General features: G+C 55.9%; 23 protein-coding genes and 3 pseudogenes. 10 read left to right on the top strand and 16 right to left on the bottom strand.

Translation table 11 applies throughout. The features are described 5' to 3' along the window. Position 1 precedes the first annotated feature (1 nt). The 4 genes from FGO67_RS03100 to FGO67_RS03085 all read right to left on the bottom strand — a co-directional run bounded on the left by FGO67_RS03100 (position 2) and on the right by FGO67_RS03085 (position 4129). Entirely contained in the window at positions 2 to 1489 is a 1488-nt protein-coding gene (locus FGO67_RS03100; protein WP_203299251.1) for a helicase HerA-like domain-containing protein, read from the bottom strand. 84 nt (positions 1490 to 1573) lie between these two features. Further along, the gene (locus tag FGO67_RS03095) at positions 1574 to 2674 is read right to left on the bottom strand and encodes a mandelate racemase/muconate lactonizing enzyme family protein (RefSeq protein ID WP_203299250.1); all 1101 of its coding nucleotides are present in this window, start codon (positions 2672 to 2674) and stop codon (positions 1574 to 1576) included. Positions 2675 to 2744: 70 nt separating this feature from the next. After that, a complete protein-coding gene (locus FGO67_RS03090; protein ID WP_203299249.1) occupies positions 2745 to 2999 on the bottom strand; it encodes a hypothetical protein in 255 nt (84 codons plus the stop codon). Beyond that, complete coding sequence (locus FGO67_RS03085; protein WP_203299248.1) at positions 2996 to 4129, bottom strand: GGDEF domain-containing protein; 1134 nt, start codon at positions 4127 to 4129, stop codon at positions 2996 to 2998. Before FGO67_RS03085 ends, FGO67_RS03090 begins: the two co-directional genes overlap by 4 nt. A 233-nt stretch (positions 4130 to 4362) precedes the next feature. On the opposite strand from FGO67_RS03085, the gene FGO67_RS03080 reads away from it, so the two are divergent. From FGO67_RS03080 to FGO67_RS03065, 4 genes are all read left to right on the top strand, one after another. Then, positions 4363 to 5478 (top strand): hypothetical protein, encoded by a 1116-nt coding sequence (locus tag FGO67_RS03080; protein ID WP_203299247.1) that lies wholly within the window; start codon positions 4363 to 4365, stop codon positions 5476 to 5478. Between the two features lie 143 nt (positions 5479 to 5621). Then, positions 5622 to 5798 (top strand): DUF2897 family protein, encoded by a 177-nt coding sequence (locus tag FGO67_RS03075; protein ID WP_203299246.1) that lies wholly within the window; start codon positions 5622 to 5624, stop codon positions 5796 to 5798. A gap of 78 nt (positions 5799 to 5876) precedes the next feature. After that, complete coding sequence (locus FGO67_RS03070; RefSeq protein WP_203299245.1) at positions 5877 to 6971, top strand: DUF2855 family protein; 1095 nt, start codon at positions 5877 to 5879, stop codon at positions 6969 to 6971. A 323-nt stretch (positions 6972 to 7294) separates the two neighbouring features. Continuing rightward, complete coding sequence (locus FGO67_RS03065) at positions 7295 to 9397, top strand: molybdopterin-dependent oxidoreductase (protein WP_203299244.1); 2103 nt, start codon at positions 7295 to 7297, stop codon at positions 9395 to 9397. Positions 9398 to 9406: 9 nt separating this feature from the next. Here FGO67_RS03065 and FGO67_RS03060 read toward each other — a convergent pair whose 3' ends face one another. Then, on the bottom strand, positions 9407 to 10495 hold the full coding sequence (locus FGO67_RS03060) for a calcium/sodium antiporter (protein WP_203299243.1): 1089 nt from the start codon (positions 10493 to 10495) through the stop codon (positions 9407 to 9409). 41 nt (positions 10496 to 10536) lie between these two features. Further along, on the bottom strand, positions 10537 to 11091 hold the full coding sequence (locus tag FGO67_RS03055) for a YqhA family protein (RefSeq protein ID WP_203299242.1): 555 nt from the start codon (positions 11089 to 11091) through the stop codon (positions 10537 to 10539). 299 nt (positions 11092 to 11390) lie between these two features. Here FGO67_RS03055 and FGO67_RS17340 point away from each other — a divergent pair. From FGO67_RS17340 to FGO67_RS17325, 4 genes and pseudogenes are all read left to right on the top strand, one after another. After that, positions 11391 to 11687: pseudogene (locus FGO67_RS17340) on the top strand (Hpt domain-containing protein); the annotation flags it as partial. Between the two features lie 102 nt (positions 11688 to 11789). Next, positions 11790 to 12485: pseudogene (locus tag FGO67_RS17335) on the top strand (response regulator); the annotation flags it as partial. A 252-nt stretch (positions 12486 to 12737) separates the two neighbouring features. Further along, entirely contained in the window at positions 12738 to 13814 is a 1077-nt protein-coding gene (locus FGO67_RS17330; protein ID WP_420844495.1) for an EAL domain-containing protein, read from the top strand. A gap of 687 nt (positions 13815 to 14501) precedes the next feature. After that, positions 14502 to 14600, top strand: a pseudogene (locus tag FGO67_RS17325) (PEP-CTERM sorting domain-containing protein); the annotation flags it as partial. 111 nt (positions 14601 to 14711) lie between these two features. On the opposite strand, the gene FGO67_RS03040 reads toward FGO67_RS17325, so the two are convergent. From FGO67_RS03040 to FGO67_RS03030, 3 genes are read right to left on the bottom strand one after another with little or no spacing between them, the layout of a single operon-like run. Beyond that, a complete protein-coding gene (locus FGO67_RS03040) occupies positions 14712 to 15254 on the bottom strand; it encodes a hypothetical protein (protein WP_203299239.1) in 543 nt (180 codons plus the stop codon). A gap of 18 nt (positions 15255 to 15272) precedes the next feature. After that, on the bottom strand, positions 15273 to 16313 hold the full coding sequence (locus FGO67_RS03035; protein ID WP_203299238.1) for an NAD(P)H-dependent flavin oxidoreductase: 1041 nt from the start codon (positions 16311 to 16313) through the stop codon (positions 15273 to 15275). A gap of 51 nt (positions 16314 to 16364) precedes the next feature. Next, positions 16365 to 16703: a hypothetical protein gene (locus FGO67_RS03030; RefSeq protein WP_203299237.1), complete on the bottom strand. Its 339-nt coding sequence runs from the start codon at positions 16701 to 16703 to the stop codon at positions 16365 to 16367. Between the two features lie 39 nt (positions 16704 to 16742). On the opposite strand from FGO67_RS03030, the gene FGO67_RS03025 reads away from it, so the two are divergent. Together FGO67_RS03025 and FGO67_RS03020 are read left to right on the top strand one after the other, a co-directional pair. Beyond that, positions 16743 to 18227, top strand: a complete 1485-nt coding sequence (locus tag FGO67_RS03025; RefSeq protein ID WP_203299236.1) for a glutamate-cysteine ligase family protein — start codon at positions 16743 to 16745, stop codon at positions 18225 to 18227. Further along, complete coding sequence (locus tag FGO67_RS03020; RefSeq protein ID WP_338039527.1) at positions 18224 to 19264, top strand: M14 family metallopeptidase; 1041 nt, start codon at positions 18224 to 18226, stop codon at positions 19262 to 19264. The genes FGO67_RS03025 and FGO67_RS03020 overlap by 4 nt, the downstream gene beginning before the upstream one ends. Before the next feature lie 59 nt (positions 19265 to 19323). Here the strand turns inward: FGO67_RS03020 and FGO67_RS03015 are convergent, their stop codons facing one another. From FGO67_RS03015 to FGO67_RS02985, 7 genes are all read right to left on the bottom strand, one after another. Then, positions 19324 to 19476, bottom strand: coding sequence for a DUF3565 domain-containing protein (locus FGO67_RS03015; protein ID WP_203299945.1), 153 nt, complete (start codon positions 19474 to 19476; stop codon positions 19324 to 19326). A 150-nt stretch (positions 19477 to 19626) separates the two neighbouring features. Next, positions 19627 to 20730, bottom strand: a complete 1104-nt coding sequence (locus FGO67_RS03010; RefSeq protein ID WP_203299234.1) for a nucleotidyltransferase-like protein — start codon at positions 20728 to 20730, stop codon at positions 19627 to 19629. Further along, the gene (locus FGO67_RS03005) at positions 20730 to 21326 is read right to left on the bottom strand and encodes a Cap15 family cyclic dinucleotide receptor domain-containing protein (protein ID WP_203299233.1); all 597 of its coding nucleotides are present in this window, start codon (positions 21324 to 21326) and stop codon (positions 20730 to 20732) included. The genes FGO67_RS03010 and FGO67_RS03005 overlap by 1 nt, the downstream gene beginning before the upstream one ends. Positions 21327 to 21447: 121 nt before the next feature. Beyond that, complete coding sequence (locus FGO67_RS03000; protein WP_203299232.1) at positions 21448 to 22149, bottom strand: hypothetical protein; 702 nt, start codon at positions 22147 to 22149, stop codon at positions 21448 to 21450. Positions 22150 to 22546: 397 nt separating this feature from the next. Beyond that, entirely contained in the window at positions 22547 to 22858 is a 312-nt protein-coding gene (locus FGO67_RS02995; protein ID WP_203299231.1) for a hypothetical protein, read from the bottom strand. A gap of 97 nt (positions 22859 to 22955) precedes the next feature. After that, positions 22956 to 23261 carry an NIPSNAP family protein gene (locus tag FGO67_RS02990; protein WP_203299230.1) on the bottom strand — a complete coding sequence of 102 codons (306 nt, stop codon included), beginning with the start codon at positions 23259 to 23261 and terminating at the stop codon, positions 22956 to 22958. Positions 23262 to 23353: 92 nt separating this feature from the next. Beyond that, the gene (locus FGO67_RS02985) at positions 23354 to 24334 is read right to left on the bottom strand and encodes an HNH endonuclease (protein ID WP_238942148.1); all 981 of its coding nucleotides are present in this window, start codon (positions 24332 to 24334) and stop codon (positions 23354 to 23356) included. Positions 24335 to 24338: the final 4 nt, after the last annotated feature.

Genomic DNA, 24338 nt, shown 5'->3' with positions numbered 1-24338 from the left:
CTTACCGGCGACGGGAGCCGCCCAGTATACCTCCCAATAAGCCCCGCAGAATCTGTCGCCCCAGCTGGCTGCCCACCGAGCGTGCTGCCGATTTCGCCATGGCCTCAACCACGCCCTGTCGCCGGCCTTTGCCCCAGAGTACCTCGCTCAACGGGTTGCTAGCCGGCGCCGATGGTTTGACCGGAATGCCCTCAGCCTCCGCCGCCTTGACCGCCTGCTCGGCACGCCGGGTCAGGATTTCGTGGGCCGACTCCCGATTGATCGCCGTGTCGTACCGCCCACCCACCGGACTCCGACTGCGCACCAGAGCTCGTTCCTCGTCGGTGATTGGCCCCATGCGACAGCGCGGTGGCGCAATGCGGGTGCGTTCCACCGGCATGGGCACGCCTTTATCCTGCAGGGTGGAGACCAGTGCCTCCCCAACCCCCAGCTCGGAGATCACCCGAGTAACATCCAATCCGGGATTTGCCACGAAGGTTTCTGCGGCGGTCTTCACCGCTTTCTGATCACGGGGGGTGAATGCTCTGAGGGCATGCTGGACCCGGTTGCCCAGCTGACCCAACACTTCGCCCGGTAGATCGTCCGGAAACTGGGAACAGAAATAGATACCAACCCCTTTTGAACGAATAAGACGCACGACTTGTTCCACCCGTTTCTGTAGAACCCGAGGGGCATCCTCGAATAACAGGTGCGCTTCGTCGAAGAAAAACACCAGACGAGGCTTTTCGGGATCTCCGACCTCGGGCAAATTTTCGAACAACTCGGAGAGCAGCCAGAGCAGAAAACTGGAGTAGAGGCGGGGCTTGAGCACCAGTTGGTCAGCGCCAAAAATATTGACCACGCCCCGGCCACTCAACGTAACGCCCATAAAATCGTTCAAATCCAACGCCGGCTCGCCGAACATCAAATCGCCGCCGTCACGTTCCAGTGCCAGCAGGCTTCGCTGGATCGCCGAAACCGATTGCGGGCTTACCAGGCCATACACTTTTGATATTTCTTTACGAGTCTCCGTGACCAGGCCCAGCAAGGCCCTGAGGTCTTCCAGATCCAGCAGCAGAAGGCCCTGATCATCGGCCACCCGGAATGCCACCTCAAGCACCCCCGTTTGGGTATCGTTCAGCTCCAGCACCCGCGCGAGCAGATTCGGCCCCATTTCACTGATGGTTGTCCGAACCGGGTGCCCGAGCTTGCCGTACAAATCCCAGAACACGACGGGGCTCGCTTCGCCCGCATAGCCCTCCACGCCAATTTCAGCGGCACGGGTTTTGAGCTTTTCGCCGGGCTCCCCGGCCTGCGAGAGGCCCGCTACATCACCCTTCACATCCGCGATAAATACCGGCACCCCCATGCGGGAGAAGCCCTCCGCCAAAACCATCATGGTGATGGTTTTGCCCGTCCCCGTGGCGCCAGCTATCAAACCGTGACGATTGCCATACCGGCCTTGCAGATGCACCGGCTGTTCGCCCTTACCGATCAGAATCTGGTGCATTGGACCGTCCTCCCTGAATACGCTGCGCAGGCAGCATGTTCCAGAAGTATAGTTGGCGGTAGACGCTTGCAAAGAACGGCCAGATTACTCGTACACGTCATGCAGCGTGAGTGCCTTGAAGTCCGGGGTAACTCCCAACCCCGGCCGATCACTCAGGGTCATCCGGCCGGAGGACACCTCTGGTGCCCCGTCCGCCAGCTGAACCGTGTTGTAGTTGTGCAGATCGGTGGTGTTCAGCAAAGTCCGGGCCGGTGTACTGGCGGCCAAATGGGCGAAGGCCGCGGTGGCAATACCACTGCCCCAGGCATCCTCAATGGTCAGGGCAATACCGGCGTCGACACAGAGGTCACGAATCACCCGGGATGGGGTCAGGCCACCGAACTTGCTGACCTTTAGCGCCATGGCATCCATTGCGTCGTCCTGAATGGCGCGCCGAACGTCGGCCAGGGAATTGAGACTTTCATCCAGTTTAAGCGGATGCCGAGCCCGGCGCCGGATCGACAAGCATTCCTCGTAACTGCGGCACGGTTGTTCCAGGTACAGATCCAATCCTTCCACCGCCCGGGAGAACCTCAGGGCCTGGTCCCGACGCCAGCCGCAATTGATGTCGCCAACCCAGATTTCGTCTGGCTGTTTCTTTCGGCCCAGGGTCAGCATCAGCTCAATGTCTTCCTCGACACTGTGACCCAACTTTATCTGGATATGACGAAACCCCTCGGCGCGATAACGGCCCAGTGACTCCTCCATCTCCGCGGGTTCCGCCAGCGGTACAATTCTATGCAACGGCATGGATGGGTTCAGCAGTCCGCCGAGCAGGACGTAAACCGGCATGCCGGCTGACTTGCCCAGCAAATCCCAACAGGCAATATCGATGGCGGCCTTGGCGACGGCCTGGCCGTTGAGCGCCTGCTCCATCAGTTCGTGGATGCGGGTGATGTGGCACGGGTCCTCACCCAGGACAGCGGAGGCAAGCACCGACAGGCACGAAGGCAGGCCCTCGGCGAAGGCCGGCATATAGTTCGGGCCACAGGGGCAGACTTCGCCGTAGCCCATCAACCCGGTGTCGGTCGTCAGCACGACAACGGTGCTCAGAAAAGTCTGGTGGGACCGCCCCCCGGCAAATGCGTAAGCCTTACCGGCATAGGGTAGATCGGCGGTGTATACCGCGATGCTCTCGATACGCATGACAGGCCTCTCGCTCCGGGTCGTTGCCAACTCCTCTGAGCATAGTCCGGTCAGGCCACTGTTGCTGCTTTTATCGGCGATTCACGGGGTTGGAGTAGCCGTCGCCTTTGACACCCAGCCGGTCGAGATAGACGTGCAACTCTGCCACGCTCAGGTCGACGTACTCAAGCACTCGACCGTAGAGCATAGCGGTCGGTACGTTGCGTCCATTCAGTTCACGCTGGGTTTCGTGGATAACGTAGAGAATCAGCCGCTCGGTGCGGGTCAGGCCGTCCCGCACATCCGGGATAGTATCAAGCACGGTCTGCCATTCTTCCGGGCTCATAACCGATGCTCCACGGTCCCGATTGGTGCACCCGCAGCCGAGACGCGGGACGCAGCCACCGCGAAGGTGGCCCGGCCATTGTTCTTGGCTTGGTAAAGAGCCTCGTCTGCCAACTGAATGGCCTCGTTCAACGATGAAAGATTCGCCGCGGAGCCGTGGCAAATACCAATCGAACAGCTCAAGCGCCCATGATCGGGGCTACCTGCATTGGGCAAGGCACGCTGCTGCCAGCCAAGCAGCACCTCTTTGGCCTTGACCTGGCACTCCGCGGCGCTTAGCCCCGATGTAACCACCAGAAACTCCTCACCGCCGTAACGACCAAGCACGTCGGTCTGACGCCGGAACACTTGCCGCATGATGTCGGCCTGGCTCCGTATGGCCTTATCCCCTTCCTGGTGGCCATAGTGGTCATTGAACTGCTTGAAAAAGTCGAGATCCATCATGAACACTGTCACTGTCTGCCCGGACCGTTGCAGCAGGGAAAACAGTTTTTCAGATTCCGTCATCAGCGCCCGCCGATTGAACAGCCCCGTGAGGTCGTCGGTGGTGCTCAGACGCACCAGCTTGCGGTTCGCATCCTGAAGCTGCCCCAGGAATTGATCCAGCCGATACCGTCCGATAACCCCAATGAACAGGGACGCCAGCACAAAACCGGCGTTAACCATCGTTCGATCGTCATACACCGGATGGACCAGCATCAGGGCCACAAAGCCCATCGAACTCAGCAACATAAGCGCCAGCGCATAGCGAAAACTCATGCCCAGCACGAAGAAACCGAAGAAGGCATACAGCAAGGTGCCTTCGTAGGGGAAGCTGAAGCCCGACAGTTGCCAGCAACGGTAAATAAGGTAGTAGTTGGCGTAGGTCACGGCCACGGTGACCATCAAGAACGCCGGCTGTTTGAATCGCAGGAACCGGGGATGAAAACTGAACGCCAGCAGAGCAAAGATGATCGGGAGTTGCACAAACAGCCGATTGCCGAGATAACTGCGCTCCAGCTCCGCCGGTAGCAGCTCCAAGTCACCTATCATGAACAGCGCGATCAGCACGCCACCCGTCAGGATAAATAACCGAAGCCGAACAAGATCGCTCAACGATGGTTTTACGCGATGCACCGAGAAGTTCGGCATAGGCTGTCTGTTCCATTAATGAGCCTTGGGGACAAGACTCTCGACTCAGCGAGTAGACGGGAAATAGTTAGCATTATTGTAGCATTTCCATTTTTCAAACCCGGCCTTGAGCTGAGAACTTGACATTAGTTCACAGTTTTCGCGACAACCTTTTGCTAGCGTCCAAAAGGTTTAGCCCGATCAATACAAAAGAAATGGATACCAAAACAATGATAAGACCTATCCGATGCGCGATGATCGCGCTTTTTCTGCTATTTTCCGTCTCAGTCCACGGCGCTTCCGACACCCTCGATTACGGCCTGTACTGGTTCGATGGCAATAACAACTCGGTGAAAGCCGTGGAGCAGGACGGCACCGTAAACACCGTGCCCCTGGCCTTTTACGACCCCTCCAAACCCACCATTATCCACTTCCACGGCTGGCAACCCGGCTCAGCAACCCGCAATGGCGGATACGACCGGGAAGATTTCCGTTTCGTCTGGGGTAATGAAGACGTCATCACCTCCACCGGCTGGAAAAACAAGGGCTGGAACATCGCTTACTTTTACTGGGACCAGTTCGCCGACGAATCGGAAGTGAAAGATGCCGAGGCCAAAATGTGGAGTGCCAATGGTCCCCGGGGCATGCGCTATCGCCTCAGTGATGGCTCCTACAGCACCCAGCACGCACCTGCAAAATCGGTGGGTCAAATCGCCTTCGAACAGGTGACCGCTGCATTGGCCGGCAATACCTCCTCCAACGTGCGTTTGTCTGGCCACTCACTGGGTAACCAGTTAGCCACCATCGTCGCCAGCAAAATCAGTGACGCCATCTACGCTGGTGACGTGGGCACCAACGTGATGGTGGATCGCCTTGAGCTGCTGGACCCATTCTGGTCACAGGACGGCAAGGGCTATCTGGGTGATGCCAACAACGACGGCGCCAATGACTGGGTCGGTGAGCGCACCCGCTGGTCTATCGAGGAGTTGATCCAGCGCCACAACACACCGGTCACCTGGTACAAGTCCTCGGGTATTCAGGATGTCTGGATCGGCGACAAGAACACGCCGCTGGAAGGCATTGTCACGTTTATCCACAACCGGTTCTGGTACCTGGCTTCCGGCGACTACGTGAACAAGCACAATCACGTGGTGCCCTGGTACTTCCGCTCCATGGCCTCCGCGGCGCCGGAAGAAGTCACCATCAACTGGCGCGGCAAACGAACCCCGACCGGGCAGGACGCCGCCAGTGCCAGCACACCCGATAGCCGGATTCAGGCCATGATGGGCGATGAACATCACTGGGACCAGGTGGAAGGACGTTATACCGCGGACCCGATTGATGACCAGTTCGAAATCAAGAACTACTGAGTCGTAGCCCTCCCAAAACCGCAGGCCCAAGGTCTGCGGTTTTTCTTTGCTAAGCCCCGCCTGCAGTACCGGTTGCCCAACCTTGGCCTCTGGTTCACTATAAAGTCTCACCCCACGGACAAGCTCCAAGGAGAGCCCCGCATATGCCAGTCATTGGATGGGTATTTGTTATCGCTGCCCTCGCCCTGATTGTCGGCGGCCTCATGATCCTGCGCGATTCGGCCCACAGCATGAAAATCTCCGACGAAAAAATGGCCAAGATCCGCAAGCGCAAAGCCGAACTCGAAGCTCAGGAAAAAGCCGACGACGACTGGAAGTAAACGCGGCGAATTAGACCGTTTCGCCATTGCCAAGATTCGGTGCGAGCTAAAGACAAAACCGCAGCCAGGAGAGTCGAGATGGCCGAGTTCCAGGTATTGAGGAACCACTTTTCCAAACACCGGCTGATCACCAGCCAGGCGACCGACGACATGCCAAGCCCCGGTGAAGGCGAGATCGTGGTCAGAATCGAACGGTTCTCTTTCACCGCCAACAACATCACTTACGCTGCGGCCGGGGACCAGCTTGGGTACTGGCAGTTCTTCCCGGCCATCGAAGACCCCAACGACGAGTGGGGCGTTATCCCGGTGTGGGGCTTTGCCGAGGTGGTCGCCTCGAACGTCGAGGAGGTGCCGGTCGGTGACCGGCTGTTTGGCTACTTCCCAACCGCCAGCTACCTGACCATCACACCGACGAGTATCAGCGATCAACGCCTGCTGGACGGTGCCGATCACCGCGCCAAGCTACCCATCGCCTACAACAGCTACACCCGAGTGGGCGCGGAACCGGGCTATGATCGCGCCACCGATGACGAACGCATGCTGCTGTGGCCGCTGTACATCACCTCGTACTGTCTATGGGACCAGCTGCAAGACCATGACTGGTATGGCGCCAGCCAGGTGGTGGTGCTCAGCGCCTCCAGCAAGACCAGCATCGGGCTAGCCTACGCTCTGCAGGGTGACGATTCGGCACCGCCGGTCCTTGCCCTCACCTCCGAGCGCAACCTGAATCTGGTGCGCGATCTGGGGCTATACGACCAGTGCCTCAGTTACCCGGAGCTCGTGGACATCGACGCCACTAAACCCACGGTGGTGGTTGATATGTCCGGCAGCGGCGAGATCCTGGGCCAACTTCACCATCACCTGGGCGATAACATGATGCACTGCATCAACGTCGGCCTTACCCACTGGAGCGAAATCCAACCAGGCGCAGGCGTAAACCGGGACCGCAGTGAGTTCTTTTTTGCCCCAAGCCACATCCAGAAGCGAATGAAAGACTGGGGCCCGGACGAATTCGCTCGCAAGACCTCGGCCTTTATCCAGAACACGGCAATAAAGAGCCGGCAATGGCTGACGCTCAGGAAGGTGTCGGGGCTGCACGACCTCGCCAGGGTGTATCCGGAGGTCTGTGAAGGGCGGGTTCCCGCCGATGAGGGACTGATTATTGAACTCTGACGCGCAGCTGAACGAAAATCGTCGACACCCGCTGGGCCATTGAGCGCGGGATCTGTCATCGCGCAGCCTGAAAGGCCACATCGAATCGGTGCTGAGTCAGTACCGGATGCATACCCAGCGCCTGACCCTCGAACTGACAGAGACCGCCGCGATGGAAGACCCTGAGGCTATACAGGGCGTTTTTCAGGCAGAAACCGTCAACAAATAATCTACCCGCTTGTCGGAAATGACCAAGTTTATGTCATTTATGGCCGTCTGCTTTTATCAGGGCTTGTGCCACACTCGGGTTACCCAATAACAACATCACGACCGAGCCCTGATTTATGAGCGACCTCAAGACCCATTATCGAACCTGCAACATTTGCGAAGCCATGTGCGGCCTCGAAATAAAGCATCAGGACGGGAACATCCTGTCGATCAAGGGCGATAAGGAGGACCCGTTCAGCCAGGGCCATATCTGCCCCAAGGCCGTTGCCCTGCAGGATTTTTACAACGATAAGGACCGCCTGAAAACGCCGCTTAAACGCACCACCGATGGTTGGCAGGAACTCAGCTGGGAGCAGGCCTACGACGAGATTGCCACCCGCTTCCGCGGCCTCCAGGCCGAGCACGGCCAGGACGCGGTAGGGGTCTATCTGGGTAACCCCAACGCCCACAACTTTGGCAACGCCATCATGCTGCCGCGCTTTTTCAAGGCGCTGGGTAGCAACAACCGGTACAGCTCCGCTTCCGCCGACCAGCTGCCGCATCACGTAGCCTCCAACTATATGCTCGGCGCCGGCATGCTGATCCCGATTCCAGACATCGACCACACCGACTTTATGCTGATCATCGGTGCCAACCCGATTGTCTCCAACGGCAGCTTGATGACAGCACCGGGCGTAGGCAAGCGCCTGAAAGCCATCCAGGACCGAGGCGGCAACGTGGTGGTGGTCGATCCGCGCCGGACCGAAACCGCGAAAAAAGCCGACCAGCACCTGTTCGTCCGCCCGGAAACCGACGCCCTGCTGATGCTGGCCCTGGTGCACACCCTGTTTGAAGAACAGCGGGTGGATCTGGGTCATCTGGAATCCATCATCGACGGCCTGGACCGGCTGGCCGAGGCGGTAAAACCCTATTCCCCCGAAGCAGTCGCCGACGCCTGTGGCATCGACGCTACCACGATCCGCAATCTGGCGCGGGATATGGCTGCGGCCAAGAGTGCGGTTTGCTACAGCCGCATGGGCGCCTCGACGCAGTCGTTTGGCGGCTTGTGCCAGTGGTTGAACAACGTGCTGAACTTGCTGACTGGAAATTTTGATCGTCGCGGCGGCGCCATGTTCCCGCAGCCGGCGTTCGATCTGGTGCGCGACAAGAAAGGCAAACCCAGCTCCTACGGCCGGTTCGAATCGCGGGTGCGGAAACTGCCCTACTTCAACAGCGAGTTTCCAGTGGCGACCCTGGCGGACGAGATTCTCACCCCGGGCGAGGGCCAGATCCGGGGCATGATCACCATCGCCGGCAACCCAGTGCTGTCCAGCCCCGGTGGTGCGCGCCTGGAGCAGGCGCTCGACAACCTCGACTTCATGGTGTCGGTGGACATCTACCTGAACGAGACCACCCGCCACGCCGACATCATCCTACCGGCCACCACTGGCCTGGAAGTGCCGCATTTCGATGTGTTCTTCAATTCCTTTGCCGTGCGCAACACCGCCAAGTTCTCTGAGCCAATGTTCGAGAAAACACCGGACCAGAAACACGATTGGGAGATTCTCAGGGATCTGGCCCTGCACCTGACCGGGCGCGAGGACGACGGCGTAACCCCAGAGATGATGCTGGACAGCGGCCTGAAACACGGAGCCTACGGCGAACAGGGCATGAGCCTGGCCAAGCTGAAGGCCAACCCGCATGGAGTGGATTTGGGGCCCCTGCAGCCTTGCCTGCAACAACGGCTGCAGACTGAGGACGGACTTATCCACATCGCACCCCAGCTGTACCTGGACGACCTGAAACGGCTGGACGCCTCCGGGCTTCTGGATCAGGCCCGCAACCCGGACTACCCGTTCGCCATGATCAGTCGCCGCCTGCCGCGCAGCCACAACACCTGGACCCAGAATTCCCTCCGGCTAGTGAAAGGCAAGAACCCCTGCACGGTGCAGATGCATTCAGCCGATGCCGCCAGACTCGGCCTTAACGACGGGCAGCTGGCCCAGGTTTCCTCGGCCACCGGCAGCATTCAACTGCCGGTAGAAATCAACGACGACATGTTTGAGGGTGTGGTCAGCATTCCCCAAGGCTGGGGCCACAACCGCAAAGACACCGCAATGACCATCGCGGAGTCACAACCGGGGGTCAGCATCAACGACATTACCGATGCTCAGCGCGTTGACGCACTGACCGGCAACGCCGCATTCAATGGTACCCAGGTGGCGATCCAGGCGGCCTGACCCGCCTTGCTAACCCGCTGACCGCTTGCGATTGTTGCTATGCATCTCGCGCACGGCGATGGTAACGAGGGTGATGGCGGTCAGCGGAATCACGAAATACAACATAACGTTGCTGAACGGCGCCAGAGAATCGTGCTGGCTGGCCGCCAGTACCAGATACAGCGTGTAGGCGACGTAGTAACCCAGCAGCAACACCGCTTCCCACCGGCTGACCACACCGCCGGTGAACAAAATGGGCAGACAGGCAAACGCCACGGCGATCATCACCGGCATGTCGAAGTGCAGCGCGGCGGCGGAAATCTCGATGCCGTGGGGTGCGATCAACCCGGAAATGCCGAGCACGCCCATGATGTTGAACAGATTGCTGCCCACAACATTGCCCACGGCGATGTCACGCTCGCCGCGGATGGCCGCCATTATCGATGTGACCACTTCCGGTAACGAGGTGCCGGCCGCCACCACGGTCAACCCGATCACCAGTTCGCTGATGCCCAGGTGACGGGCGAAGCTGATGGCACCATCGACCAGCCAACCGGCGCCCAGAACCAACAGGACCAGCCCGCCAATCACCAGCGCGGCATTGCTCAACCAGCTCGGCGACGACGCACGGTTGTCCGGGAACTCGCCAGCATATTCCTCCCGCACCTCAGCACTTTCCCGACGACTCTGGTAAATGGCATAACCGACGTAGACCACCAGAGCGGCCACCAGCAACCCGCCATCGAACTGACTGATGCGTCCATCCAAAGCGAACAACAGCACCACAATCGACAACGCGATCATGATCGGAACCTCAAGACGCACCAGTCGCTGGGACACGGTAAGCGGAACAATCAAGGCGGTAATACCTAGAATAAACAGCACGTTGAAAATGTTGCTACCGACCACGTTGCCAACGGCAATCCCGGCCTGATCGGCCCAGGCTGATTTAACACTGACCGCCAATTCCGGTGCACTGGTGCCAAAGGCCACCACGGTCAAGCCGATGACGATGGGCGAAATGCCCAGCACGGCGGCGAGGCGAGATGCTCCCCGCACCAGAAGTTCCGCACCGACAACCAGGAAAACCAGTCCGCTTGTAAACAGGATTAACGCCATACCAACCTCAGTGCTGGTTTATTGCCAGTAGTCACAGCCATTCAGTGGTCATTGGTCCGATGGGCATGACTCATCAGGTAGAGACTTGCCGCCAGCGCCAGTACCGACACCGCCAGGTATATCGCTTCCAGAGGTGTCTGAAACCGGATGTCGACCACCGCGCGAAAGAATTCAATGATCACCGCCAGGATCACCACCCGGGCGATCTTATCCTTGAGTTGATCAAAGGAATGCACGTTGAACGGGTGATTGGGCGCCTGGGACTCGGCCTGATCGATAGGCGACACAAACAGCCGGTAGATGCCGGAGCCAAAAATCAGCAGCACTACCGCTATCAGGTAGATATCCACCGCCATGATGATATTGGGCACCACCGTGTCGTGGATGTCCTGGGTGCCGCCGGCCAGATAATAGACGAAGGTATCCGCCATCACCTTGATGATGTCGGCGGTGCCAATCAAAAACAGCACTGTCGCGCCCAACAAACTGGGGATAACCGCCAGCATCACCAACAACCGCGATCCCCACAGCAGGGATTCGAACTGCCGCTCGCCCGGTACGGGGGCGGCCTGCCCGGGCTTCTTGTTATCTTCCATATCCGACTACTCCTGATACCACTGCTACACTCGGGAACACGGGGACACCTATCTGGCTGGCAAGAATACTCTGTTCTTGGCCGCTGTCCATCACGCCAGTGTAGGGGAAAGCACTGTCTTTGATGGAGTTTTTGAAGACGGTTATCGGAAACTTTTTCAGTTGAACTCTCGTGATCTATACCGCAAACCTGTAAATTTGAGACCTGTATCACACGTTCGAAGTGGCGCGCGATTACACATTTTCATTCATCGCCCCTAACGCACGTCCATCATCCATGTGCAGCACACGAGGTTAGGTAATGGCAGGCGTCGACTTGGGACACAAATACGAAGCGCTCAAGCAACAGTACGTGCTCGGTTTACCCAGCCGCCTGGATGAGCTGCAGTCGTCCTGGAGCCGGCTTCAGCACGTCAGCTGGGATGCCAAGGCCCTCACCTTCATGGAGCAGTGCGCCCACAAGCTTACGGGCAGCGGCGCCACCTTCCAATTCCCGGAGATTAGCGAAGCCGCCCGGGTACTGGAAGGCCAGCTCAAGCAACTGCTGAACAAGTCCGACGCCACTCCGGCAGAACGCAATCAAATCGAAGCATCGCTTGGCAAACTGGAGCGAGCCGTAGATCAGGCGGTTAACACTGCCCCGTCACAAATAACTCCTGCGGCGGCACCGGCGGCTGCGAAAAACCAATACCGCGTTGCCGTGATCGAAGATGACCTCAGTCAGGCCGCGTTCCTGAAAACCTGGCTGGACCAGCGCGGCTTTACCGCCGAGACCTTCGAAACCCCCGAGGCCTACAACCGGCGTACTGACGACCACCTTCACCACCTGATTCTGCTCGACATCAGTTTTCCCCAGGGCGCACTGGAAGGCATTGCCTGGCTGGAACGGCTGAAATGTCAGGTAGATGCCAACACCCCGGTGATTATGATGTCGGCCAGGAGCGACATGGTCGCACGCATGCGGGCCCTGCGCGCCGGCGCCGATACCTATCTCACCAAACCTCTGGACCTTGGGGTTCTGGAAAACCGTATCGGCCAGTTGTTGGAGCACACCCTCACCGCAAGGCCGCGCGTGCTCTGGGTCGACGACGACACCGAATTGCTCACTTACTACAAGACCATGCTGACCGACGAAGGCTATGAGGTAGAGGGCCTGTCCCAGCCGGTTCGCATTCTCGAGCGCATCGAACAGTTCCAGCCGGACGCTCTTGTTCTCGACCATGAAATGCCCGGTATACAAGGGTTGGAGCTGGCCCAGGTACTCCGTCAGGATGCCCGGTACATGACCATCCCCATCCTGTTTGTGTCTGCCTCTCAGCAAGTGGCGGAGCAGCTGGAGCAGCAAAGCATGGCCGGCAACCCGATCTTCACCAAGCCGCTGGACAACCAGCGGTTTCTGACCGCGCTGCACCATCACTTGGTGCAGGCTCAACTGCTCACTGCCCGCATCAATCTGGTGAGCCAACGCAAAGAAAGCCGGAGCCTGCAGAACCACGACTACTTCCTGACCGAACTGGCGACTTTGCTCGCCTACGTGGAGGCAGCCCCCGACAACCAATCCCGTTACCTTGTTCAAGTGGGAATCGACCGGGAAGAGTACTTACGCGCCCAGCACGGCGCCCGAGCCCTCGCCACCCTGACATCGCAGATGGAAAACCACTTCGTCAATCAGCTGGGGGCCAATGACTCCGGCTGCGCACTAGGCGGCGGGAGCTTTCTCTTTCAGGTGAACGCTCCGGTAACCGAAGATGCCGATGCCTTTCTGGATAGCTTCCATCAGCGCCTGAACAGCCCCAACTGGACCCTGGGCGAGCCGCCGAAGCCGGTCACGCTCAGCATGGGCGTTCTGCCGCTGAATGAGGCCATGAACGAAGACAAAGCCCTGCTCGAAGTTGAAAAAGCCTGTGCTGAGGCCATGCAGGGCGATGGCGGCTCCGTGGTGTGGCATCAGGCCCCGGAACGGTCCGATCACAGCCAGCTGGATGAACGGATCCGGGAATTGCTCGAAGCCCGTGCTTACCGCCTGCATTACCAGCCTATCGTTAACATGGATTCCGGGGACACCCTGTTCGAGGCCCTGGTGCGCCTGGTGGATGAAGACGACGCCGTATACCTGCCCGGCCAGTTCCTGACTCAACTGGCCGAAGGCAGCCACGGAACCTTTCATGATCTGGATCGCTGGGTGATCGAACACGCGGTGGAGGGGCTGTCCAAGCTAGGGGGCAAAGCTGCCGCCAGTCATTCCGTGGCCATCAAACTGTCGTCACCGATGGCGGATGTAGCGAGGATGGTGCCGTTCATCAGTAGCGGCATACGCGACGCTCGCATCAAAGGTAAACGCCGGGTCTACTTGGCGCTCTCAAGCCCCATCGTAATGAAAGACGTTGGCACGGCCAGACAGGTGCTGAAAGTGATGCAGGACATGGAATGCGGACTGATCATCGAGCACATCGAAACCGGCTCGGCCTCGGTTGATCTGCTAAAAGAGCTGGGCTCGGTGGATTTTGTGAAGCTGGCCGCAAAATATGGCGGCAGCACCGAGCAGACACCTGAACTGGAAGACTTACTGCGTCAACTGACCGGAATCTTCGGCTCCAGCCTGCCCATCGTGGCCACCCACGTGGAAGACGCCAAAGCGTTATCCTGGTTCTGGGAGCGCGGCATTCGCAATTTCCAGGGGCACTTCATTCAAGCGCCGGAAGTAGCGATGAATTTTGAATTATGATCAGCATTACGGTCATCCTGCATGGCTTTGTAAACTCCGAGGGACAACCGGGTTATTAATAACCTCAAACTTGTTATCAATATGTCAGTTTCTTTTACGTATATGCTAGAGCGAAACCTCAACTTATTGAATTAATTGGCTTATTCTTTTTGGCATATATTCTGCTGTTTTCCAAAAGTGCAACACCCTGTTCACTATGTTAAGGAAAACGACATGAAACTGCCTATTATTGCTTTCTTACTAGCTTTTGCCCCTGCGGCGTTTGCAATTCCCGTCAGCGTAAGCGATACACAGTCGATTACGACAAGCGGCCAATTGTTCAACTTTAGTTTCTCTGGACTCCCAACTGCAGGCACGGGAGGCGTGTTGGGCATAACCCTGAACGGTGACTACTCTGGCTTCAACACTGAATCCGCCGTAGCTTCTCTTGATGTAGCTGGAGGAGCGCTCGATTTGGGCAATACTGCCAATGGCGTTATTTCCAATACAATTGCCGGCCTCACTTTGAGTACGTATTCCAAAACAACTTTTTCATTCAATGATGTGGCACACAGATGGCTGTTCAACATCTCGGATACTCTTCTCAATTCGATGATCGGGGACGGAATGTTCACCGCTACCGTGCGAAACGACCCGGGTGTGGACATTTTTGCGGCATCTAATCGCGATTTCGTTCGAGTTAGTTTGCGGTACACCTCAGTTCCGGAGCCAGCCTCGCTGTCTCTCCTCGGCCTCGGCCTGCTCGGACTTGGCCTGTCCAAGCGTCGCAAAGCTGCAAAGCACTGAAGTAATGTAGCAAAAACGATCAGTGGGGCACTTGCTCGACTGATCGTTTTCGTGGGCCACTGTTAGGCAGACCCTGTCTGCTTCTCAGCACCCAACCCTTTTAGTCAGTTCCTACTTTTCGTAATCCCGATCGAGACCCAACCCCTGCACCCGTTTATTAACCCTGTTTGAAAACGTTACCTCTGGGCTTACAGACTTGACCGCCTTATACATCTCCTTGATGTGGTTACCATAATTCATGGAAATGTGGTGAAAGCTGCCGTCTTTCAGGAGAATGCCGTGGTCCATGATGCCCTTGCCGGCGTGAGACAGGGTCTGCCGGTATTCAAAGCGCTTGATGTCAGCAACATTGACATCAAACGACCAGGACTCGGAGTTGGGGTATTCGATGGTAAACCGTTCCGGGGTGATCATCGCCCGATAGGTGGCGGGGTTCCGGATGTGCCACCAGGCAACCAGAAACAGAATCGCACTGGCAACGGGGAAAGCGATGACCATGGCCAAGTGCAGGTCCTCGGGAACCGGTTTGTCCCCAAACTCTTCATAGAGCAATAACCCGATAACGTACACCCAGCAAAACAAACCCATGCGGATATACAGCTTGGATCGCTGTTTCCTGGTCTTGGAAAAGAAATAGAGAACCTGATCTGTCATGGAATGTTCCGGCTCTGCTTACTCGTTCATACCCGCCAGCTCTCGCGTCAGAATTGCCGCGGACACCTCTTTGCAGCCTGTGGCATTCTGCCCCGACCACAAGGGTGAGAAATCGCCGCTGCCACCGGCTTCAGCCTTCGCCCGCAGCGGGGCGATGGCCGAAGACGCCAGGGGGAACGCCGGCGCTGTGTCATTCATCGGCCCCAACTCTCGTATCACTCGATTAACGATACCCCGAGCCGCGCCACCGCTGAACAGATTGGTCAGTGCCGTAACCCGGCTGCTCTCGGATTTCAGGGCGGCACGGTGCATGGGTTTGGTCTGGGCTTCGGGGCACAACAGGAACGCGGTTCCTATCTGAGCCCCGGCGGCACCCAGCGCCATGGCGGCCTGGATCCCTTGGGCGTCGGCAATGCCGCCTGCGGCGATAACCGGGACGTTCACCGCATCGATCAGCTGGGGAATCAGGGCAAAGGTGCCGATTTGGGTATTGAGGTCGTTAGACAAGAAGAATCCGCGATGGCCACCGGCCTCGAGCCCCTGGGCGATAATCGCATCGACACCCTGCGCTTCCAGCCAGAGCGCCTCATCCACCGTGGTGGCCGTGGACAGGATCTTTCCACCCCAGCCGCGAATGCGATCCATCAGTTCAGGCGCCGGCAGGCCAAAGTGGAAACTCACCACCGGCGGTTCGAATTCCGCTAGTACATCGGCCATCTCGGCGCTGAACGGCGCCCTGCCCGCTTGCGAGGAAAGGGTGCTGGCATCAATATCAAACTCGTCGAAATAAGGTGCGAGCGTTTTCCGCCACAACCGCTCAACTTCAGCGTCCGGCTCTGGTGGCGTGTGGCAGAAGAAATTGACGTTGTAGGGCCGTGACGTCTGACCGGTCAGGGCCAGAAGCTCTTCGCGCAAGCTGTCAGGGCTGAGCATGGCACAAGGCAACGAACCCAGGCCTCCAACATTGGACACGGCCACGGCGAGTTCATGGCCTTGCACCCCCGCCATTGGCGCCTGAATGATGGGAAGATCAATACCGAGAAGTGTCTGGATCGTCATTTTATCTCTCAATCACAAAACCCGTACTGGTGCTGACGGGCGTGGGTGGCATCAGGAACTCAACTCAGGGAAAAGTAACCGCCAGCAATCCTCGGAGCCAACCAACAAACTCAAACCGTCTGGGGAAGGCTGAGGGCACGGTTGAGCATTCACCTCCTGTGCAAAGGTATCCGCCTTGGGCGAGAAGTAAAGTTTAACGTCACAGTGCAAACGACCTTCTGATTCATGGCGAATGAATGCGGCCATGTCAGTCGGGCTGCCGCCTTCTGCGAAGGCTGACGTCAGACCCCGTTCAATACTGGCCTGTTGTTCGAACGCCAGCATCGCATCACCAAGATTCTTTACCCACCAGCTTCCCATAAAAACTCCCGTGCCGAACGCATCTTCCACTACTATCAAAGTAGGTGAGCCCTAGAGACGACGCTAACAGTGGGACTGTCGGTCACAAAATCCGAATTCACACCGGAAGAGTTTGAGCAATTTGCCGCCAAGGTCCGCATGGACCTGACCGCATTCTCGCGCCTTCTTGAGCGGCCTGGTTTCGGTGAGGGCGAGAGTTCCATTGGCGCTGAGGTCGAGTTCTACATCGTAAACTCGGACCTGTGCGTTCACCCTATCAACACCGACATCGCCGCCCGCGTTCAGGACCCTCAACTGACGGTAGAGCTCAACCAGTTCAATCTCGAATACAACCTCAGCCCCCAGGCCTTCAAGGGAACTCCGTTTGCCCGAACCGAGCAGGAGCTGCTCGATGCCATCCAACGAATCAACCAACACGCCGCACCACTGGATGGAGAACTGGTACCGATCGGCATTCTGCCTACCCTGCGCCAGTCTGATACCGGCCCCGAGGCGATGACCGACGAACCCCGCTATCACGCCCTATCGGATGCGCTGATCAAGCAACGGGGCGAACCTTTCAGCATTCATATCGGCGGCAACGATGTCATCGATCTGGAGGCCGACGACGTCACCATGGAAGGCGCCAATACTTCATTCCAGCTGCACTGGCGGGTGCCTGCGCACCGGTTCGCCGATTATTTCAATGCCGTGCAACTGGTGACGCCCATTGTCCTGGCCCTGGCGAGCAATTCCCCTAGCCTGTTTGGCCACCACCTCTGGGACGAAACCCGCATTGCCCTGTTCAAGCAATGCATCGACAGCCGATCACCCAATCGCAGAACCTGGCGCCACCCGCCCAGGGTCTATTTCGGCAACGGCTGGGCACGCAGCGCCTGGGAGCTGTTTGCGGCCTCCGCCTCGCTGTATCCGCCCATCCTGCCCATGATGTCGGAGGAAGACCCAATGGCGGTGCTTGATCGGGGCGAGGTGCCGCAACTGGCCGAGATGCGCCTGCACCAGGGCACCACCTGGCCCTGGAACCGGGCCATCTATGATCCCGCCGGCGCTGGTCACCTACGCATCGAAATCCGATCCATGCCAGCCGGCCCAACGGCTGTGGATATGTGTGCCAACGGGCTGTTCGTGATCGGCGCGGCCCTGGCGGTGCTGGACGACATCCCCCATCTGACCGCGATCCTCCCCTTCCATTACACCGAGCACAATTTCTACCGCGCCGCCAAATACGGCATCGGCGCCGACATCATCTGGCCGCACAAGGACCAGGTTCAGCTGCGAGATATGCCGCTCTTGACCGTAGCTCGCGAGCTGCTGCCCCGTGCCCGTGAAGCCCTGAAACAAACCGAAGTGGACGAAGCCGAAATCCACCGCCTGCTGGACATCATCGAAGGCCGCATTGAAACCGCCATGACCGGTGCCCGCTGGCAACGCCACATCACGGAGCATCTGCTCCAGTCTCTGAGCCCCGATGAGGCGTTCCGGAGCATGCTGGCGCTGTACATGGCCAACCAGAAAACCAATACACCGGTTCATGAATGGGCACTGTCGCCGTGAGCACATCGGACGTTTTGGATTACCTGCATGACCCGTCACCCCAAACCCTGGGGCGCTCAGCCCTTGAGTGGCTGGACCGACTGCGCAAGCCCACGGTGGTTCATGTGGCCGGTCGCGATCGCTCGCGGACCCGGGCCATGGCCACGCTACTGCACGGTAATGAACCTTCCGGCCTGTTTGCCCTGCACCGATGGCTGTTGGAGCAACACACGCCGGAGGTGAACATGCTGTTTCTCCTCGGCGGCGTCTATCCTGCGAAAATCCCTCCCGCGCTGTCACACCGCCAGCTACCGCACGGGCTCGACCTCAACCGGTGCTTCCGGCAACCCTTCAAGGGCGAGGAAGGGGCTATTGCCCAGGCCCTGCTGGCCGAGCTTCAGAGAGTAAAACCGGAATGTCTGCTGGACGTGCACAACACCTCAGGCACCGGCCCGGCCTTCGCCGTCACCATCACCAGCGACGCCGCTCACCAGGCGCTGGCCTCCCTGTTCACCAATAGGCTCGTGATGACGGACCTTCGCCTGGGTGCGTTGATGGAGTATTCAGAACAGGAGGTACCCACGGTAACCATCGAGTGTGGCGGCTCCCAGGAAGAACAGGCGCACCAACTGGCCTACGAGGGACTCGTGCGGTACACCTCAAAAGCCGATGTGTTGTCACTGGAGAAAGCGGAGTGGGACGTTAACGTACTGCGCAATCCGATTCGGGTGGAACTGGCGCCGGACGCGACCATCGAATACCGCCTGGCGCCCACCGGCCAGGCCGACCTCACCTTTCCTCCCGACATCGAACGGCGGAATTTCGGAACTGTGTCCCCGGATGAACCCCTGGGTTGGGTGGGGAAAAAAGGTCTCAGCATACTCACCGCGATCGGCCACAACCGGGCCGAAACCATGGAGCAGATTCTGCGAGTGAAGGATGGCCAGATCTACCCCGCACAAGCCATCAAGGCCTTTATGATTACCACCAACCCAGTGATTGCGAAGAGTGACTGCCTGTTCTATGCGGTTAAAGCGACCGGCGAGCCGATTTTTTAAGCCCCCACGATTCCCTCTGCCGACCTTTGTTAGGCGGACATGACCCGCTACAGCCTAATTTAAACTTTCTCATCTGGCGGAGCGCCTTCTTCGCACTTCTTGCAGTCAAGAAGATGTCCGAGCATTTCATTCCGTGTTTCTAACTTCTCCACCCAAGGTCGATTCTGCCAGGGCGGATTGTGCCTCACATGCTGGAAATGCCCACATGACAGTTCCTCCTATGCTCTAATCATAGGCTAGGAGTGTCTAGTAGACCGGGGTAAGTCCAGTGTCCGGTAAATGACCGTCCACTAAAGTGGTGCAAGATCAGCGGAGCGTAGCGACGTCCGAGTGCTTTGAATTGTTATGAGTGGCCTGACACATTATATGACCTTAGATTTAATTACACTTCCATCGTAGACCTGTGATAGAGGACGTAACTCTCTGAAAATCGAATAAGCCAAATCCTCAACCTCCTTAGTTATAATTTCTAGAGCTTCTGTTTTTGATTCATCATCAAAAATCTTTCTTGTGTCGTCTGGAACCGTAAGAGTATTCCGGTAGGTTTCAGAAGCATTTAGTAAACTAAGAAAGTCTCTTGTTTGCTCTACAAGTGCCAGTGACATATAGCTAGGAACATTCAGTCTCTGGTCCATATGATAAGCAATCCCCGCTAGATCATAGCTCGTCAGCTTCTTTGCTTTCCCTTTTTTATAATCGGGCATGTCAGCCACCAAGTTTTTCAGCAACCTAATTACTTTTTTTAGATTGCCCGAGTACTGAGTATCTTTATCGTTCACCCTGGCAATGTGTTTGAATGGAAAGTTTCCTAATAAACGATGCTCTTTCTTGTGATATATCTTTATGCCAATATCTCGTTCTTGGCGGCTCCTTTGATAGTCATGCGTGTGATACCAACAACTTGGCACTACATCCACTTTACGCTTTAAACTTCCACCCACAAGGGAAATTGATTTGCTGTTTGTACAATCAACATCTGCCTCATAATATCTGGTTGTTAATTTCTGCTCTGATTTATTCCTCAGCTCTGCAATTATCTCAACCATGGGACGGTTGTCTGCAGCGTAGCAAGTAGACCCATCAAGTTTTGGTGTTTGCACCAGAATAGTGTCTTCACAAATTATAAGCATATCCACATCAGAATGACCTTCAATATGAATGTCTAGCGCTACCGATCCCTGAATTCTTTTGGTAGCGCCAATTCCTTCTGTTTTTAACATGCTTATCAATGTATCTGAAACGCGATTTCCTTCATTGATGGAAACTTTTGTGGATTCAGGGTTTACAGCGGACATTGACCCAATGGCATAACGAACTCCAGGACTCTCCGAAAGCTCCTCATAGGACTCTCTAATCCGGTAGTCTCCTGTATCCCAAGAATGAAAACCTTTCTCTAAAAGAACTAACTCTCTTGTACCTTGGCGTCTGTCTTTAAGCCTTTTAAGCCTCGCATCGAAATTGATCATTATTGTCCTCTCTCAAGACTCATCAAACCGTAGGTTTTTCTTCCGCCACTATTAAAATATGTACCTTCCGCAGACTTTAGGGCATTATCAAATTCAATTTCGCAAAAGCCTTTGTGGGAGCTTAATTCATGCGACTGATCTAGATTAGGCTCATTCTTGTAGCTATAACTCAAAACCCAACCACCACGAACTCCGCTTCTTTTGAAAAGAGTTGCAGTGTAACTTTCACTCTGGCTCTTACTAGTTTTTATATTTATAGAAATTTGCTTCCAGTTTTGTTCTATATCTAACTCAGCTGGCCACTCGTATTTATTGTTTCCTTCCTCATCCAGAGTGCGGCCATCAACTTTCCACACGCCGTTCAAGTCAGGAATATTGAAAAACTGAACTTTCCAAATCCATTTATTAAAGAGCCAATGCAATCCAAAATATACTACGCCGACAGTAACTGAACCTTTCGTAAAAGCTTCCCATCCAGTCATGCTAGACAACAGGCTGGCAAGTTGAGCCACACCGCCTGCAACAAGTATGGCTATCAATCCGAGCCAACGACCTATACCAGCGCGATCATGGCCAAATATCGCATAATCATGCATTAACTATTCTCCTTTTGTAATCACTTACTCTGCTTACAAGTACTCATAACGCTGCCATAAGCGGCGGCTGAAAGCCGTCCGGTGGACGGCCGCTAGGCCGGGAACAAACTTAATGGCCTGGTTATGTGTAACTTCGGGCATAGCTCATCAAGGTATCAATGTCCTTGATCGGTTGATTGAAATCCCCTGCCTTCAATGTTTCAAGCTTGTGTACTGCGGTATTTCTAAAAGCACGGGTGGCCTGCCAAAGCTCCTTAGCGGCTCGGTCGCCCTTGTAAAAGAACAGTGCCGGAGCTCTTCGATCAGGGAGATCCATCTCATGCGCTTTCTCCATGAGCTCCTTTTCAAACATACCCCACTTGCCAAGGAAAATGCCCAGCTTCTGCTGTATTTGGCTCTCAGCAGACAGTTCGATCTCGGATTCAAAAAGATTTTGAAACAGCGTCTTTGCAAGAGAGAGGTACGTTTGCACCCGGGCGGCTTCGACAGTGATTCCGTTCCCCGAGTGATATAACTGGTTTCGAATTCTGTGATACCACTCGATCTCGTCCAAACTCACGCCGGTAAGCTTTTCCTCCGCATATTTCTCAATGAGATCGAGCAAACCAGGAAAAGAATTGCTCGAATCTTCGAGCTCCTTCCTTGATGGGCGGTCGCCTTTAATTTTTCGCTTCGGAAGTCCGAGATAAGTTTTGATCATGAGCTCTACGGCATTGTCGATACTGATCATTGCAATCCGCCGGTCAAAGTCGCCATCCAGCGACAAATGATCAACCGCGTGTTGGAGCAATTCTTTGGGGCCTTCCGACCAAGGGCCGTCCATTAGAACTCCTTACACATAACGCTAAGCACAGCGGCGCCCCGACCGGGGCGTCCGGCGGCCATCGGCCCGCGTACTGCTGCGACTTGTTAGTGGCCGGTTACCCGGCGGTTTATCCCTGGCACCCGAACTCAAATGCCCTTTGCGGTGAAGCTTGCACCCAACCTAGCCCATGGCGCGAGGAACCAGAACACGAAACTCGCGGATTTTGCAGTGTTTTGCGGGGAGAAGAGTTGAACTGGAGTGATAATTCGCGAGCAACTCCCTGCTCTACTGCCTAAATCCTTCTGAAGCCTTGGCCATTAACGCCCTTGTTTAGCGGCGGCCATGCAGCGCAGCGAAATGGGCGTCCGGTGTAGGGCCGCAGGCCCGGAACGAACTACAACAGTTTGTTAAGTGTTTAATGGCCACTTCGCTGCTCTCGCCATTGCTGAACAGCTGCACTCACAAGCTCCGAGTACTGCTTAGTAACGTCACGACCCTTATAAATCGAGTTGCTGCCTTTGACTATTGGAGCCGAGTAATGAATATCGTGCGCGAGCTCCGAAAGGTACCGATGACCACCGCTTTCGTAGGCAGTCAACTCCTGCTCATTTAGCTCAATCATATAGGTGTAGCCTAGAAAGCTATGATTACAGCTGGCATCTAAAAACAAGGCTCCTTGGTACTCAAAAAGAAACCACATCTGATCTTCATGATCGACTACTTTCATGGCAAATCACACTTAACGCTTGCATAAGCGGCGCCCGACCAGGGCGTCCGGTGGAGGCCCATCGGGCCGGAACAGACTTAATGCACTTGTTACAAGCTCACTCAAATACTGGCCTCATAAAACTGCGTTCACAGCTTAGTACACAACGAGTTTCTTCAGCGTATTTGAAGGCGGCCTGGCAATCCGAGTCTTTGAACGAGGCCTCACGGTACTTTTCATAAGCGGCCAGAGACTCAAACGTGAATAGTGCGACGGCGATATTGTTGGCGCCCTCAGAAGGCAAGAAATACCCATGGTGCTGACCGCCGAACCTCTGGACCAGAGGTATCCACATCTTGGAATAGCGCTCGAACTCGGCGGCTTTATAGGGATCTATGACGTACTTTAGGTAGCAGGTAACCACTTGAACTCCCTTTCAGTTGGCCTTGTAACGCTGGGCGCAGCGGCTGGTTTGTGGAACGGAGTGGAACAAACCAGTCCGACTGACGCCATTGGTTATGCACCTTCTTTAACAATTTTACGGAGTTCCTCAGGGTGCATGGCCGGTTTTCTTTTATGGAGCATCGCATGGCAATTGGGGCAAACAGGTCTGAGGTCAGCGATTGGGTCTACCTCGTACTCCTTGCCAATTTGCGAAATGTCGACCAAATGATGTACATGTATGAAACCAGCGCCTAAATCCTTGCCATAGAGGGACTGGAATTCAAAATCACAGACGCAACACTTTGCCCCATAATATTCAATACATTCCGCACGTGCTTGATTGCTTCGCTCGTAAGCATTGACCCTCACTTGCTTAGTGGCACCCTCTTTAAAGGAACTTTTCGCAATTTCATCAGGAAAGTCCTGGTCCGCATATTTACCAGAAAGGATGTAAATTCCTCCTGTTCCTTCAAACGTTTTCTTACTTATAGTTTTACCGATGCTTTCAGCGAAGTCAGTTAGCTTGCGAAACAGCTCTTTATGCCTCTCTGTGCCTGCTTCAACTTTGGAAAACCATTGACCAAGGACCCTTTGAGTCTCAGTTCCCGTTCCGTTTCCTTGGTAATTATCAAGATTGGTGTTCTTGTATCCAATAAATTTACTCGGCGCGAATAGATCCAACTCCGGGAAATAATACCAGTGGAAAAAGCGATTGAAATTTTCGCTTGCTACTGTTTTTGCTGCCTTTCCAACCCCAGAAAAGGCTTGAGCGTTGACTTGTGCTTCATTAATGGATTCAACAGGCTCTAGCGCAGCTTGTTCGTCTGCTCCCTTCCCTCGATGACTTAGCGAGCATTCAGGGTTTCTTGCCAAATGCTCAAAATGAGCAGAGGCATGGCCTCCGTCACGGTGAGGCCTAACTGGAGCCCCACACTCAATACAAGTGAAATCAGCATCCGAACTCCCAGACTCTAGTGAATCTTTCTTGATCCCTAGTGCTCGTTCGACATCTATCACATGAGACTTATATAGACACTTTGTTATTGTTGGCATTTAT

It is taken from the genome of Marinobacter sediminum (assembly GCF_016820575.1).
GTDB classification, from domain to species: domain Bacteria; phylum Pseudomonadota; class Gammaproteobacteria; order Pseudomonadales; family Oleiphilaceae; genus Marinobacter; species Marinobacter sediminum.
Note: the sequence above shows the minus strand (reverse complement) of the source record. Positions and strands in the feature narration are given on the sequence as shown.

What these genes read in the sequence shown, in the direction of transcription:
- FGO67_RS03100 (WP_203299251.1), bottom strand. Translation starts at nt 1,489, where the DNA reads ATGCACCAGATTCTGATCGGTAAGGGCGAACAGCCGGTGCATCTGCAA.
- FGO67_RS03095 (WP_203299250.1), bottom strand. Translation starts at nt 2,674, where the DNA reads ATGCGTATCGAGAGCATCGCGGTATACACCGCCGATCTACCCTATGCC.
- FGO67_RS03090 (WP_203299249.1), bottom strand. Translation starts at nt 2,999, where the DNA reads ATGAGCCCGGAAGAATGGCAGACCGTGCTTGATACTATCCCGGATGTG.
- FGO67_RS03085 (WP_203299248.1), bottom strand. Translation starts at nt 4,129, where the DNA reads ATGCCGAACTTCTCGGTGCATCGCGTAAAACCATCGTTGAGCGATCTT.
- FGO67_RS03080 (WP_203299247.1), top strand. Translation starts at nt 4,363, where the DNA reads ATGATCGCGCTTTTTCTGCTATTTTCCGTCTCAGTCCACGGCGCTTCC.
- FGO67_RS03075 (WP_203299246.1), top strand. Translation starts at nt 5,622, where the DNA reads ATGCCAGTCATTGGATGGGTATTTGTTATCGCTGCCCTCGCCCTGATT.
- FGO67_RS03070 (WP_203299245.1), top strand. Translation starts at nt 5,877, where the DNA reads ATGGCCGAGTTCCAGGTATTGAGGAACCACTTTTCCAAACACCGGCTG.
- FGO67_RS03065 (WP_203299244.1), top strand. Translation starts at nt 7,295, where the DNA reads ATGAGCGACCTCAAGACCCATTATCGAACCTGCAACATTTGCGAAGCC.
- FGO67_RS03060 (WP_203299243.1), bottom strand. Translation starts at nt 10,495, where the DNA reads ATGGCGTTAATCCTGTTTACAAGCGGACTGGTTTTCCTGGTTGTCGGT.
- FGO67_RS03055 (WP_203299242.1), bottom strand. Translation starts at nt 11,091, where the DNA reads ATGGAAGATAACAAGAAGCCCGGGCAGGCCGCCCCCGTACCGGGCGAG.
- FGO67_RS17330 (WP_420844495.1), top strand. Translation starts at nt 12,738, where the DNA reads ATGGAAAACCACTTCGTCAATCAGCTGGGGGCCAATGACTCCGGCTGC.
- FGO67_RS03040 (WP_203299239.1), bottom strand. Translation starts at nt 15,254, where the DNA reads ATGACAGATCAGGTTCTCTATTTCTTTTCCAAGACCAGGAAACAGCGA.
- FGO67_RS03035 (WP_203299238.1), bottom strand. Translation starts at nt 16,313, where the DNA reads ATGACGATCCAGACACTTCTCGGTATTGATCTTCCCATCATTCAGGCG.
- FGO67_RS03010 (WP_203299234.1), bottom strand. Translation starts at nt 20,730, where the DNA reads ATGATCAATTTCGATGCGAGGCTTAAAAGGCTTAAAGACAGACGCCAA.
- FGO67_RS03005 (WP_203299233.1), bottom strand. Translation starts at nt 21,326, where the DNA reads ATGCATGATTATGCGATATTTGGCCATGATCGCGCTGGTATAGGTCGT.
- FGO67_RS03000 (WP_203299232.1), bottom strand. Translation starts at nt 22,149, where the DNA reads ATGGACGGCCCTTGGTCGGAAGGCCCCAAAGAATTGCTCCAACACGCG.
- FGO67_RS02995 (WP_203299231.1), bottom strand. Translation starts at nt 22,858, where the DNA reads ATGAAAGTAGTCGATCATGAAGATCAGATGTGGTTTCTTTTTGAGTAC.
- FGO67_RS02985 (WP_238942148.1), bottom strand. Translation starts at nt 24,334, where the DNA reads ATGCCAACAATAACAAAGTGTCTATATAAGTCTCATGTGATAGATGTC.